This is a genomic window from Catenuloplanes sp. NPDC051500 (assembly GCF_044454585.1).
In the GTDB taxonomy this organism is placed as follows: domain Bacteria; phylum Actinomycetota; class Actinomycetes; order Mycobacteriales; family Micromonosporaceae; genus Catenuloplanes.
Window position 1 is genome coordinate 145,912 of the sequence record NZ_JBITDX010000002.1, and the last position, 13,477, is coordinate 159,388.

General features: G+C 68.0%; 10 protein-coding genes and 3 pseudogenes. 9 read left to right on the forward strand and 4 right to left on the reverse strand.

Annotated features, from left to right (window positions below):
* Positions 1 to 82: 82 nt before the first annotated feature.
* Positions 83 to 1,459, forward strand: coding sequence for a glycoside hydrolase family 43 protein (locus tag ACIA8K_RS03825; protein ID WP_396054652.1), 1,377 nt, complete (start codon positions 83 to 85; stop codon positions 1,457 to 1,459).
* 17 nt (positions 1,460 to 1,476) lie between these two features.
* On the opposite strand, the gene ACIA8K_RS03830 is transcribed toward ACIA8K_RS03825, so the two are convergent.
* Positions 1,477 to 2,205 carry an SDR family oxidoreductase gene (locus ACIA8K_RS03830; protein WP_396054654.1) on the reverse strand — a complete coding sequence of 243 codons (729 nt, stop codon included), beginning with the start codon at positions 2,203 to 2,205 and terminating at the stop codon, positions 1,477 to 1,479.
* 215 nt (positions 2,206 to 2,420) lie between these two features.
* Here ACIA8K_RS03830 and ACIA8K_RS03835 point away from each other — a divergent pair, with 215 nt between their 5' ends.
* The 8 genes and pseudogenes from ACIA8K_RS03835 to ACIA8K_RS03870 all read left to right on the forward strand — a co-directional run bounded on the left by ACIA8K_RS03835 (position 2,421) and on the right by ACIA8K_RS03870 (position 10,580).
* The gene (locus tag ACIA8K_RS03835; RefSeq protein ID WP_396054656.1) at positions 2,421 to 3,689 is read left to right on the forward strand and encodes a thaumatin family protein; all 1,269 of its coding nucleotides are present in this window, start codon (positions 2,421 to 2,423) and stop codon (positions 3,687 to 3,689) included.
* Positions 3,690 to 4,267: 578 nt separating this feature from the next.
* Positions 4,268 to 5,038, forward strand: a complete 771-nt coding sequence (locus ACIA8K_RS03840; protein ID WP_396054658.1) for an IclR family transcriptional regulator — start codon at positions 4,268 to 4,270, stop codon at positions 5,036 to 5,038.
* 1,039 nt (positions 5,039 to 6,077) lie between these two features.
* Entirely contained in the window at positions 6,078 to 6,230 is a 153-nt protein-coding gene (locus ACIA8K_RS03845; protein WP_396054660.1) for a hypothetical protein, read from the forward strand.
* A gap of 366 nt (positions 6,231 to 6,596) precedes the next feature.
* Positions 6,597 to 6,956 (forward strand): annotated as a pseudogene (locus ACIA8K_RS03850) (transposase family protein); the annotation flags it as partial.
* A gap of 234 nt (positions 6,957 to 7,190) precedes the next feature.
* A pseudogene (locus tag ACIA8K_RS03855) lies at positions 7,191 to 8,280 on the forward strand (IS110 family transposase).
* A gap of 19 nt (positions 8,281 to 8,299) precedes the next feature.
* Positions 8,300 to 8,713, forward strand: a pseudogene (locus tag ACIA8K_RS03860) (transposase family protein); the annotation flags it as partial.
* Between the two features lie 725 nt (positions 8,714 to 9,438).
* On the forward strand, positions 9,439 to 9,972 hold the full coding sequence (locus ACIA8K_RS03865) for a hypothetical protein (protein ID WP_396054662.1): 534 nt from the start codon (positions 9,439 to 9,441) through the stop codon (positions 9,970 to 9,972).
* A 53-nt stretch (positions 9,973 to 10,025) separates the two neighbouring features.
* Positions 10,026 to 10,580, forward strand: coding sequence for a hypothetical protein (locus tag ACIA8K_RS03870; protein WP_396054664.1), 555 nt, complete (start codon positions 10,026 to 10,028; stop codon positions 10,578 to 10,580).
* Between the two features lie 284 nt (positions 10,581 to 10,864).
* On the opposite strand, the gene ACIA8K_RS03875 is transcribed toward ACIA8K_RS03870, so the two are convergent.
* The 3 genes from ACIA8K_RS03875 to ACIA8K_RS03885 all read right to left on the reverse strand — a co-directional run bounded on the left by ACIA8K_RS03875 (position 10,865) and on the right by ACIA8K_RS03885 (position 13,407).
* Entirely contained in the window at positions 10,865 to 11,344 is a 480-nt protein-coding gene (locus ACIA8K_RS03875) for a hypothetical protein (protein WP_396054666.1), read from the reverse strand.
* 697 nt (positions 11,345 to 12,041) lie between these two features.
* Positions 12,042 to 12,623 (reverse strand): ferredoxin, encoded by a 582-nt coding sequence (locus ACIA8K_RS03880; RefSeq protein ID WP_396054668.1) that lies wholly within the window; start codon positions 12,621 to 12,623, stop codon positions 12,042 to 12,044.
* 118 nt (positions 12,624 to 12,741) lie between these two features.
* Positions 12,742 to 13,407, reverse strand: a complete 666-nt coding sequence (locus ACIA8K_RS03885) for a TetR/AcrR family transcriptional regulator (RefSeq protein ID WP_396054670.1) — start codon at positions 13,405 to 13,407, stop codon at positions 12,742 to 12,744.
* Positions 13,408 to 13,477 lie beyond the last annotated feature (70 nt).

Here is a 13,477-nt window from a genome sequence, read left to right on the forward strand (position 1 = left end):
ACCAGGATGGTCCGCAACCCGCCGGACCTGAGGACGCCACACCTCCGGCCGACCTTGTGAGCGCTCACATGAGAGGTTTGAGATGAAGCGTCGGACATTGCTCGCCACAGGTGCCGCTCTCGGCGGGGCCGCCGCGCTGACCCGGACCGGATCGGCCGCCGCGGCCACCTATGCCGGATATGCGATGGCGTACTTCACCGAGTCGCCGACCATGGCGGCCGCGAGCTACGGGCTGCACCTGGCGGTCAGCGCCGACGGGCTGAACTGGACGCCGCTGAACCAGAACCGCCCGGTCGCCACGCCCACGCTCGGCAGCACCGGGCTGCGCGACCCGTTCATCCTGCGGAGGCAGGACGGCACGTTCACGGTGCTTGCCACCGACCTGAAGGGCACCGACTGGGCGTACCAGAGTCAGTATCTGCACATCTGGGACTCCGCCGACCTGCGCACCTTCACCGGTTACCGGCTGCTCAAGGTGCACTCGCTGGCCACCCACGCGTGGGCGCCGGAGGCGGTGTGGGACCCCGCGCGCGGGCAGTACGCGATCGTCTACTCCGCCGTCAACGCGTCGGGTCACAACGTGCTGATGGTCAGCTACACCACCGATTTCCGGACCGCGACAAGCGGCGTCGTGTTCTTCGACCCGGGCTACGACGCGATCGACGGCAGCTTCGTCACCGTCGGCGGCGTGAACTACATGTACTACAAGAACAACAACAACAGCACGCTGCTCGGCACCCGGTCCAGCACGTTCAACCCGAACAGCTTCAGCGTCCACACCGGTGCGATCACGCCGGGCCGGGGCGTGGAGGCGCCGCAGATCGTGAAATCGAACACGGCGAACACCTGGTACATGTGGGGCGACACCTGGAGCCCGAACGGCCGCTTCTTCGCCTGGCAGACCTCGGACGTGGCGAGCGGCACCTGGTCGCTGCTCAACGACCGCCTCTACACGCAGCCGATCAACTCGAAGCACCTCGGTATCACGCCGATCACCGCCTCCGAGATGTCCGGATTAATCGCGACTTATGGTGCCCCGACGTGGAACCGGATCAAGAGCTACAACTTCCCCGATCGGTACGTAAGGCACGCCGACAACGTGGCCAGGATCGACGTCTACCCGTTCGATCCGTACCAGGACCAGCAGTGGACGCTCGTCCCCGGCCTGGCCGACCCGGCGGGCGTGTCGTTCCGCAGCGTCAACTTCCCCACCATGTACCTGCGGCACTGGAGTTATGCGCTGGTCCTGGCGGCCGACGACGGCACCGCGGCGTTCGACGCCGACGCCACGTTCCACCGGGTGCCCGGCTTCGCGGACTCGTCGTGGACCTCGTTCCGGTCGCACAACCTCCCGGACCGCTTCATCCGGCACAGCGGCTACGTGCTGCGCGTCGATCCGATCACCTCCGGCTCCACCACCACCGACAAGCAGGACGCCACGTTCCGCGTCGGGTACTGAGCCCGCGAGCAGCCGTCTCAGCGGCCGCCCGACACGTCGATGGTGGTGGCCGTGACGTAGGCGGCGGCCGGGGACAGCAGCCAGGCCACCGCGCGCGCCACGTCCTCCGGCGTGCCCGCGCGCCCGAGCGGCAGCGACGGGCCCACCCGCCGGGCCCGGTCCGGGTCGCCGCCCGAGGCGTGGATCTCCGTGTCGATGACGCCGGGCCGCACCCCGACCACCCGGATGCCGCGTGGCGCCACCTCCAGCCCGAGCCCGCGCGTGATCGTGTCGACCGCCGCCTTCGCGGCCGCGTAGTCCACGTACTCCCCCGGCGCCCCGAGCACCGCGGCCCGCGACGACAGATTGACGATCACACCGCCCTCCCCCATCCGGGCGATCGCGGCCCGGCAGCACTCCGCCAGCCCGATCACGTCGACGCCGAGGATCCGCGCCCACCGCTCCGGCGTGATCTCACCGAACCCGGCCTGCCGCTCCAGCACGGCCGCGTTGTTCACCAGCCCGGTCAGCCCGCCCAGCTCGTCCGCGACGCCGAACAGCGCCCGTACCTGGTTCGGATCCGCGACGTCGCAGCTCACCGCGCGTACCGGGCTGTCCGGCCGGTGCAGCTCCGCCTCGATCGCGCGGGCCCGCCCGTGATCGCGCCGATAGCCGAGCACCAGCGCCCGCCCCGGCACACCGGCCAGCTCACGCGCGATCGCGGCGCCGATTCCGCGCGTCCCGCCGGTGACGACACACACCTCCATGACCACCCCCATCACGATCAAACACCTGCGACGGTACGGCCGCCGGCCGCCGAGCCTCGACCCGAAGCTCACTGAGTGAGTCGTCAGGTGACGGCGGTGCTCACCATCGCCCCTCTCCCGGCCCGGATGCGGCGGGACACGCGTCGCCGCCGCAGCGCGGAGACCTCTTTCTGGGACGTAGACCGCCCACGCCGATGCCGACCAGAGTGAGTGGTATGCCGGGTAGAGACTCATCGTTAGCCGCACGCAGCTCGTTCGCTGCGGTACTGACCGCCATCGCGGTACTCCTACTGGCGGTCAGCACACTGATCGGCGGGTCCGGCGACGGGCAGGCCGGTGAATCCAAGGCGCAGACCAGTGCGAATCACACGGTCACCTTCGTCAATGACAGCGGCGAGAAGGTCTGGGTCGGCAGCACGGTCAACGCGGACGGGTCACAGAACTTCGGCAGCCTGCCGATCCTGGAGCCGGGGCAGCGGGCGACCATCGAGATCCCGGAGAGCTCCGGACCGGGCCACTGGCGGGGCAAGTTCTTCCCCCGGCAGCAGTGCACAGGCGAATCGGGCAGCACATTCCACTGCGCGGTCGGCGACTGCGGCAACGCCGCCGACCACTGCGCGATCAACTCCGAGCAGCCGGTAAGCCTCGCCGAGTTCAACTTCGATCCGTCCGACGCGCTCACCGCGGTCTGGTACAACATCAGCTACGTCAACGCGGTGTCGCTGCCGATCACGATCACGCCGACCGGCGGACCGGCGCCGCAGGAGGGCTCGCAGCACTGCGGCGTGGCCGGCTGCGCGAAGCCGTTCCTGCCGAGCTGCCCCGCTGCCAACCTGGTCCGCGACGACCGGGGGACACCGCTGAACTGCATCAACCCGAACCGGGACGTGGAGACCGACTACAGCCGTGCGGTCGCCGGCGTGTGCCCCAAGGCGTACAGCTGGTCCAAGATGGACGCGATGGCGGGCAACCAGACGATGTTCGAGTGCAAGGAGTGCACGGGTTTCACAGTCACCTTCCACGGAAACGGCACCGGCCAGGCGCCGGTCGCTCCGGCCGAGGACCTGCGCACCGGAGCCCTCGCCGACCCGGACCCGTCCACCACCGGCAGGCTCGTCAACTACTGGATGGGCAAGTGCCTCGACGCGCCGAACGCCAACTTCGCGGACGGCGTACACCTGCAGGTCTGGGACTGTGCGAGCACCGAGGCGCAGAGGTGGGCGTTCGTCGACGGACGGCTGATGGGCAAGGGCAACCTGTGCATGGACATCGCCTGGGGTTCCGGAGACAATGGCGCTGCCGTCCAACTCGCCTATTGCAACGGCGGCCCGGCACAGCAGTGGGTGCTCACCGACGCCGGTGACGTGGTCAACCCGCAGGCCGACAAGTGCCTCGACATCAAGGACTGGAACCCGGAGAACGGCGCGCAACTGCAGATCTGGGAGTGCGCGGGTAGCGTCAACCAGAAGTGGTACCGCGCCTGACGTGATGCATGCACCGCCGCCCCCGGTCCGGCCGGGAGCGGCGGATCGCCCGGATCCTCCCGGCGGGCCTGGCGGGGCCGGTGCCGCTGTCGGGCAAACAGCTCGTCGGCCGCCCAGGTCTGGACGGTCGAGAACGGCGGCGTGCTCCGGCAGACCGCCTCCTCTTTGCCTGGCCGCGCCCCGCGCCGACGGCCTGTCCGGCCTGGTCCTGGGCTCCTCCTGCACCCGGTCGCCCTGCCGGTCTGACCCGGTGCACGGCGGCGGCCGCCCCGGCCCCCGGGTGGCCCCGGGGTGGCCGCCGCCGTGCGAGTGGCGGCGGATCGCAGAGGTGCCCGGCACCCGCCGTGACGGGCACTCGGTACCCGCGGTGACGGGCACTCGGCACCCGCCGTGACGGGCGCTCGGTACCTGCGGTGACGGGCACACGGCACCCGCCGTGACGGGCACTCGGCACCCGCCGTGACGGGCGCTCGGTACCCGCCGTGACGGGCACACGGCACCCGCCGTGACGGGCACACGGCCGCCGAGACCGGCCGGCCTCTCCACCGCGCCACGTGGTCCGATGCCAGAATCGGCCGGTGGACCAGTCGATGATCGGCCGGGTGACCGCGCTCCTCGACGCCGTCGCCGCCCACCCGCACAGCACCCGCCGCGACCTGGCCCGGGTCACCGGCCTGCCGCAGGCCACCTGCAACCGCATCGTCTCCCGCCTGCTCGCCCAGCGCCTGCTCGCCGACGGCGGCCCGGACGGCCTGCGTCTCGGTCTCCGCCTCTTCGAGCTGGGCACCCAGGCGGCCCAGGCCGGCATGACGCTCCTCGACGTGGCCGCCCCCTACCTGCGCGACCTGCACGCCGCCTTCGGCTGGACCGCCCAGCTGGCCACCCTGGACGGCGACGACGTCATCTACCTCCTCAAGGTCGACGGCCACGGCCACCCGAGACTCGCCACCCGCGTCGCCGGCCGTTTCCCCCCGCACTGCACCGGCGCGGGCAAGGCGCTGCTCGCCTTCACCCCGGCCGAGCGCCTCGACCCCCTGCTCGCCCGCCTCCGGCTGACCGCCCGCACCCCGGCCACCGTCACCGGCCTGATGGCATTGCGGGCCGACCTGCACGCCACCCGCCGCCGCGGCTACGCCCTCGACCGGGAGGAGTTCCAGCCCGGCATGACCGGCGTCGCCGTCCCTGTCCGCCCAGCCGGCCGCCTCACCGCCGCCCTCACGATGGCCGCCCCCACCCCGTCCTTCTCCGTCCCCCGCGCCGCCCGGGCGCTGCGCGCCGTAGCCGGCCTCCTGGAACCCCGCCTGCGCCCCCGCCCCTCCACGTCCGAGACCAACCAAGATCATCGTTAGGGCACGGACGGCCGCCCCCTTCCATCGAGATCACGCCCCGCCCCCTCAGCCGCTCCGCCCCCGCCCCCGTCTCCGTCTCCGTCTCCGCACCCAGCATCACGCCCGGCCCCGCGACCGGCTCCTCACTCGGCACCGGTACCAGCTCCGCGGCCGTTTCCGCGACCAGCGCCGCAGCCGTTTCCGCGACCAACACCGCCACCAGCACCGCAACCGTTTCCGCGACCAGCCCCGCACCCGGCCCTCAGACCAACACCGCGGCCGTTTCCGCGACCAGCGCCGCAGCCGTTTCCGCGACCAACGCCGCCACCAGCACCCGCAGCCGTTTCCGCGACCAGCGCCGCACCCGGCGCCCAGACCAGCACCGCGGCCGTTTCCGCGACCAGCTCCCGTCGCCCGCAACCGCGCGGGATCGCGTAATCGCGCCCGGCACCGGTACCGCGGCCTGACTTCGACGCCCTGCGCCACCCCAGGTTTACTACTGACCTTTCGCGGTCAGGGTGAGGGCGCGCCAGGGCTTCTATATACCAAATTCCGGGCGCGGAGTGCCCGACTCGCACCTCGACCGCGAAACCTCAGTAAATGCCTTCAAGCTGCGCCCTAGATGGCACGGCGGTGCGCGGGTCTGGCTATTTACCAGGGTTCGACATCGGTCCTGCATTGCCGACGCGTGCCGCACGTACCGATTCAACGAAGGATTTTTCTCCGTAAGTCGAATGAGGGCGCCTCGGATGGTCGCGGCAAGCTCCGACTGCCGCATGACGGTACATTTATGCGGCGCGGCTTTGTGCTCCTCGACGACGGGTTCTTCGGTGGTCGCCGTCCGGCGCGAGGAATGCTTGCGACCGCCAAGGGATGCGGCCGGCAAGCTGCCGTGGTGATGACCGGACTTGTCGGGCTCGTTGTGGGCTGCCGTTGGTGGCGTGGTTCGAGGAGGCAGGTGCGTGCCGGCTCGACCTGCCCCGACCTGGGCCTCGTCCCCATCCGCGGTGGGAGGTGTGCGATGGTCGGGTGGGCAGGTCGCGGGAGTGCCGGTCGTGGCGTGGTCGCGGTCGACACGGATACCGTCCACCACGGCAGTTGCGTCGGCATAGGAACAGCCGCGCAACCGACGCAGGCGTTCGATATGACCGTGGCGCTTTCCCCAGTCGCGGTGCCGCTGGTGAATTCGCCGGAATTCGTCACGCGCAGGTGAGTAATTCCGGGATGCGCTGCGGTCCCGCATCCCGGCCAGGGTCGCCGTGGTAAATAACTGTAACTGCCCCACGAGAGAAGCATTTCACGCACCGACGCCCACCACCGCCCCGAAACAGCATCTAATCCACGCCAGACCTTTCATCATTCGCGATTCCAGACCATCCACCCTCAACGAAAACCCCGCCAACGACCACACCCCAAGGCGTCGTCATAACGCGATATCGAATCCGAATGAGTGAGCCTTTCCCAACCTGACGGTGCTGGTCACGGCAGACGTGGGTGGCCCGGATATCGATGAAGGCGAGGCTCCAGGTAAGACAGCAGTCGACCAAGATCCGATGCCCCGACCGGGAGCCTCGCTGCGCTGTCTTACCCCGGCACGATTCCGCTGTCCAATCAGAGCCTGAGCCACCTCGCCGACCACATCCGCGCCCACCGCCGCCAACGCGGCTCCCGACGGCAGCGCCTCAACCCTGGTGAACAGGTGTTACTCACTCTGGCGCCCCTGCGCAACGGTGACACCTACACGCGCCTGGCCGCCGGGTTGGGTATCGGCGTGGCCACCGCCTGGCGCTATGTCCGTGAAGCCGTCGACCTGCTCTCGGCTGCCGCAGACGACCTGGCCACCGCCATGGACCGCATCCGCAGGCTGACCTTCGCCATCCTCGACGGCACCCTGATCCCGATCGACCGGGTCGCCGACCAGCGGCCCTACTACTCCGGCTGTGAGGATCATGGATGTCCGTGATGAGCCCGGCCTGACCCGTACTCTGGCTGGCCTTCGGTGCCTTGTGTTTGATCTGTCGGCCTGGCTCATCACGGCATGTGCTGCCGGCCGCCTCGGAGTCAGCGTGTCCCTATAGGGGCCTTGCCGCTGCTCAGGCGTCGTCACAGTCCTGACCGCTGGGCCGGGCGGACACGGCGGCTCAGAACGGTGCAGGCAACAGGAGAGGATGTCATGACGCCCGTGTCGCAGGGGAATAACGCCGCAGGCACGTCGCGGACGAACGACGAGGTCGTGCTGGGCGTCGATACCCACAAGGACATGCACGTTGCCGTTGTTCTCAGTAGCACCGGCGCGCTGCTGGGAACCCGCTCATTCCGGCGACCGCGGTCGGATACCAGCAGATGATCGCCTGGGCCTGCTCCTTCGCGCCGCTCAACGTCGCAGGAGTCGAAGGAACCGGTTCGTATGGTGCGGGACTGACGCGGGCTCTGCGGGCCGCAGACGTGAAGGTCATCGAGGTCAACCGCCCTGACCGCGCCACGCGCCGCCGGCGTGGCAAGACCGATGCCGTTGATGCCGAGTCTGCCGCGAGAGCGGTGCTCAGTGGCGAGGCGACAGCGCTGGCCAAGTCCGCCGATGGACCAGTCGAGGACATCCGCGTGCTCAAAGTAGCGAAGGACTCGGCCGTCAAGCCCGTGTGCAGGCAATCAACCAGCTCAAGGCGATTCTCGTCAGCAGTGATCCAGTCTTGCGTGAGCAACTGTCAGCCCTCAACACGCGACAACTGATCCATCGCTGCGCCGAACTCAACGACGGCAACGACGCTGGTTCCGCGGCGGTCGTCTACGTACTACGACTGCTGGCGCGACGCATTCAGCTGCTGGCCGCTGAAATCACCGCACTGCAGCAGCGGATCACCATGGCGATCACCGCGACGGCGCCCGAGCTCATGGAGGTGACGGGCATCGGCCCGGACGCCGCGGCCACCCTACTCGTGACAGCCGGCGACAATCCGCAACGCTTGACCACTGAGGCCGCATTCGCCGCCTTGTGCGGCGTCAGCCCGGTGGAGGCATCGTCCGGCAAGACACACCGGTTACGCCTCAACCGAGGAGGAGACCGTCAGGCCAACGCCGCGCTCTACCGCGCGGTGCTGATCCGCCTGCGATGGCACCTCCCGACCAAGAACTACCTACAACGACGCACCGCCGAGGGCCGCACCAAGCGGGAAGTGATCCGCTGCTTGAAGCGCTACCTCGCCCGCACGATCTACAAAATCATCACCGCTTCGCAGCCACCCTCACCAGCCTTACCTGGTTGACATTCATAGGGGCATCACACATAAGCGGCACGGCGTGAACGTGCAGGTCATAGCCGACCCGGCCGGCAGACTGATCCGGGCCTCGGCCGCGTTGCCCGGCCGCACCCACGACCTGAACGCCGCCCGCCAACTCGGCATCATCGACGCCCTGACCAGTGCAGACGTCATGACCCTCGCCGACAAGGGCTATCAAGGCGCCGGCGGCACCATCCGCGTCTCGTACAAACGCCACCGGTCCCGACCGAAACTCCAACGCTGGCAGAAGCGCTACAACCGACAGCACGCCCAGATCCGCGCCCGCGGCGAACGAGCCATCGCCACCCTGAAGACCTGGAAACTACTGACCAAGCTGCGCTGCTGCGCCCGCCGAGCCACCGTGATTGTGCAGGCCATCCTGGTTCTGCACCACGTCGAAGCTGACCGCCACGCATGATGAAAAGGGCTCAATGACGGCAGAGCGGCTCGACGGTTGCGGCACGCCCCCAAGTCGGCAAGAGCGGAAGCCGGGCGGCGCGGTAGGGCATGGCGTCTGGCCAGCGGCAAGGTCGGATGTGGCTCGGCTTCGTCGACGGGCAAGCAGGACGGCTTGCGGAGTCTTCTCGGTCCCTTCAGCGCCACGGTGCAGGTGGGTACGGACGTCAAAGCCCGTCTCGGTGAGCACCGCGATCAGGTGCTGGGGGCGTGACGGTAGTTGGTCAGGGCTACCGGATGCCCGTAGGCGCTGGTGCGCTCCACTGGTCGGCAATCACCGGACTGGAAGGCCGTCAGCAGCCAGGCACCCGGCATGAGCACCCGGGCGAACTCGCTGACGCAGGTCAAGAGACCGTCTGGCGCGGTCGGCAATAGCTACGAACGAACACAGTGCGGAAGCCAAGGCTTGTGATCCGTAGCAGACGCGAAAGCACACGTCCGCCGCCGCTGACCGGCCATAACGCTTCGGGCGCGCGACTCGCGGCAGATCCGGACAGATGTCGGGGTGACAGACATGCGGCTGTCTGCTTGGCGGCGGGCTGTGGACCGGCTTAGTCACAGTGGAGGTATGGACGATTTCCCGGCACTCGCACCCACGGAGTCGATCACGACTGGCACAGGGTTGGCGCTATCAGGCAGTGAATCACACTCCCTGCATGCGGGGCGCACCCATAGGCGCGTGACGCGATGATCAGCATTATTGGCCTTGCCCTGTCGGTGGTCGCGATCATCGTGTCGAGCTGGACGGCAGTTCGTCAGATGATCATTACTCGCAAGTCGAGCAACCTGCAGGCGACCACCGACGTCTTGATCGCGCAGTTCGGCGATCGGACCTTCCAGGCCGACCAGCGATATGTGGTCACCCGCCTGCGCGAGGAACACGATCCTCAACTCGGCATCGACGCTCTGCCCGAGCCAGCCACCGCAAAGGCATGGAATGTCGGTTTCATGTATGAGAACCTCGGCATCATGCTGGCGTTCGGCCTCGTGGATCGACGGATCATCCTGAGTATCGGAAACTATCGCCTTCGGCAGGTATGGGAGGCACTGGCACCCTATATCGAGACGGAACGTCGCATGCGCGGCGCCCCGTTCCTCAACTTCTTCGAGAACGCCTATGTCCAGGCACGAGAGACCGAGCCAACCGACATCTACCACCGGCTGAGCCTACGAACCGTTGAATCCCTCGGCACCGCACCAACCACAACCGTCGATCACTAGACCGCACGGGGGTACGGCACGGGACGTTTGCCTGGGGCACGCACAATGCGAATATGGACGGTCAGGTGCTCGGCGTTGCTGCCCTTCTAGTTTCCCTCTTGGCGCTCCTCGTCTCTGCAATATTCGCGGCCAGGCAAGTCACCCATATGCGAAATGCCAATTATGTCCCGGTGATGATCGACCTCCTGGCACAGTTTCGCTCCGTCGAATTCAACGACAATTACCGATTCGTCTGTACGCGACTTCCGGTCGAACATGAGCCGACCGCAGGGATCTCCGGACTACCCGACGACGTGCGCGCCAAGATCTACGATGTTGCCTACTACTACCAGTTGTTCGCGGCACTCACGGCGCTCGGAGTTCTCCAGGATCGGCAGATAATCGCGGTGCTCCGCGACCGCATTGTCCATGTCTGGTATTCAATAGAACCTTTTGTGATCGTTGAACGAGAGGCCGCGCAGCATACCGGCCCCTTCCTCTTCCGAAACCTCGAGGAATTCGCCAAAAAGGCCGAAAAAATGCCCTCCGCAACCGTGGACCGTTTCGTGCGCGGCCTTCCATTGCATAGCCGCAACCCTCTTGGTGGGCTGCAGATCCGACGCAATTGACTTGAGGATCGAGGCCGCCTCGATCCGATGAACCCAGACCGGCAGTGCTCCACTGGCAGGACAAGGCGTTCAGCGTGATCGGCGCCAGGAGCACCGGCCTTCGCCCAGGTCGCCAGGGGGCGGCGGATGGTGCGGCCCGAGGCAGCCGGGTGAAGCGCTGTGCCCGGACCCAGAGCAATGCACGACTCGATTCATGACCTCCCGCTGATGGCGTTCGCGGGAGGGTTACGCCTCACGCGCCCGCCGCCGGCCTGTCCTCGCGGGCCGGCGGCGGGGGTGCGTGATCAGCAGTTGCGGACCGACCAGACCGGGCTCCAGTTCTGCGATCCGTCGCGCGGCATCGGATCGGTCGAGGAGAACGTCGCCAGCACAGTGCCGTTCTGGTCGTAGAAGTACGACCGGACGTTGCCGGTCTGACGGTTCGACCAGAAGCCGTTGTCGTAGAAGTTGTGCAGGTCGTACCGATTGCAGTCGTAAAGCTCGAAGATCTTGAACTTGCCGACCGTCGGGTCCAGGACACTCAGGCAGAGGTTCCCCGCCGGGCACGAGTGCGACTCACCGAAGTCGACGATGTAGGTGCGCCGGGCCGCAGGCGTAATTGTCGGACTGACCGCCTCCGCCACCGCGGCGGTCTTTCCGGCGACCGCCGGTCCGAACGCGGCGGGTTTTCCGGCGATCGCCGGTCCGCCCGCGGCGAGCGCACCGGCCATTGCGACGACCGCCACCGCGACGCGCGCCAGGATTCGAAAGTCCAGAGTGGACATAAATGCTCCCTACCCCCGTGGTCGACCGGATCTGTCATCCGGTCGAGGAAGACGTTAGGCGCTGCGGTGGACACGTGCCGGAGGCAAAGTGCCGCGATGTGAAATCGAATGCTGCAACCGTTCGGGCCGATGCGAGTACCAGCGCGAAGGCCAATGACCGGCGGTCTCGCCACGCTGGAAAAGTGGCGTCGCCCGCGCCCGAGATGCCGACCGTGAACAGAACTAGGGAGAAACCCTGCATTGAAACCCGGTGCCCGAAGGTGTCGCGAAGCGGCAGAATCCTGGCATGCGCGCGGCTCGAAGCACCGCCGGTCCCACCGAATCCGATCGACCGGCCCGATCGCGAGGACGCCGGTGGGTCGTCGACACCGTCATGCGTGGCCTCACAGGCCTTCCGCTCGTCGTCATCGCTGTACCCATGTCGTTGGCCGGACGTGCCGGCACCGCGGCACGGCTTCAATTGCGTATGGTGGCCCGCTTCCCCCGCACCGCCGAAGGGTTCACCGGAGTCAGCCGACGGGACACGACCAGCCTGTGTGGCCTTCGGCATGCAGGTGATTCTCGCGGCGATACTTGCCGGCCTGTGCAGACTGCAGAACTCACTTGCGATGGTGTTGGCCGCACCGCGACCGGATACCCGACATGATCGATGACGCCGCCGGCGCGGAGCGGGAAACACCGGGCATGCGTGCGAGGGCTATAGGTGCAGGTCGGGAAGCGTGTCGTGGGGTTGGGGCGGGCGGCGGTTGTCGAGCCAGAAACCGTATGCGCGGAGCTGCCCTTCGAGACCGCCGGCCACATAGTCGGCGAAGTCCTTCAGACCTGCGGCGTTCTCCCGCTCGTCGGCCCGGGCGCTGACGGACCACTGGCGCTGCACGGCGTCGATCCAGGCGGTCAGCCGGGCGCGGCCGGCCCACCACTCGGACACCAGCGGGAGCGTCCAGTGCGTGTCTCCGTCGGCGGCGTAGGCGCGGAACGGATCGTTCCAGGCTGCGGTCAGCAGCCGGTGCACCTCGCCGGCGTTCCCGGGTTGCCGGTAGACGATCTCGCTGCCGAACTCGTCCTCGTAGACGACATGGCGTGGGGCGACCTCGCGGCCCACCCAGCACGAGTCGGTCCGCGCGCCGTAGAACGGGCCCGGCACGTTACGCCAGTCGCGCTCCTCCCAGCGGCCGCGGAGATATTCCTCCGGTGGCCCCAGCGGCCGTCCTGCCTCGGGGTGATCGACGATCGGCAGGCCCGCGGACGCGGCGACCGCCGGCATCGGATCCCAGTACATGATCAACGACCCTAGCCGCACACACCGAGCAAAGGGCACCGCCGGGGGTACGGGCGGGCAGGCCGTTAGGTTTCGAGCGAGACGAGCGCGGGCCGCCTCGATTCATGGCACAACGCGCTCAGGCGCGGGGAAGCACGCCCAGCAGGGTGGCCGTCACGGACAGCCTTAGGAAGTCCGGCAGGTCGAGGTGGAAGCGACCCAGCTCGGGCTCGGCCTGGTACGCCGCGAGCAGGGCGGGCGGGGGTGTGCTGTACGCGGACAGGGCGCCGGCCGTGATCATGGTCTGCAGGCTGAACAGTGCCGCGTTCTCCCCCAGCTCCGGCAGGTACTTCGTGAGCAGCGCGGCCATGGTGGCCAGGCGGTCCAGGGAGGCGCGCTTGTAGCGTGCGACCACCTCGACTGAGACGTTGTGCTCCAGGACGCCGCCCTGTGCGCCGAAGAGGTCGCACAGCACCACCCGGCCGGCGAGCGTGCGGCTGACGACCTCGGCCACCGCCGTCGCCCGCTCCGCCATGGGCAGGCCTTCGTCGACGCCGGCGGCCAGCTCACCCGCCAGGTCGGTCAGCCACTCCCCCAGGGAGTGGTCAAGCAGCTCAAGCAGCACTGCCTCGCGGGACTCGAAGTACCGCAACACGTTCGGCTTCGCCAGGCCGACCCGGCGACTGAGCTCGTTGAGGGTGACCGCGGCCACGGGCATCTCGTCGAGCATCGCGGACGCCACGTCGAGGATCGCCCGCCGGCGTACCTCCCGCTGCTCTTCGGTTCGTGCCCGCTGGAACGTCACGATCACCACTTTAGCTTAAGTACCCCCGGTACGTTGACAACATACCGGGGGTACTTTAAAGTCATCGATA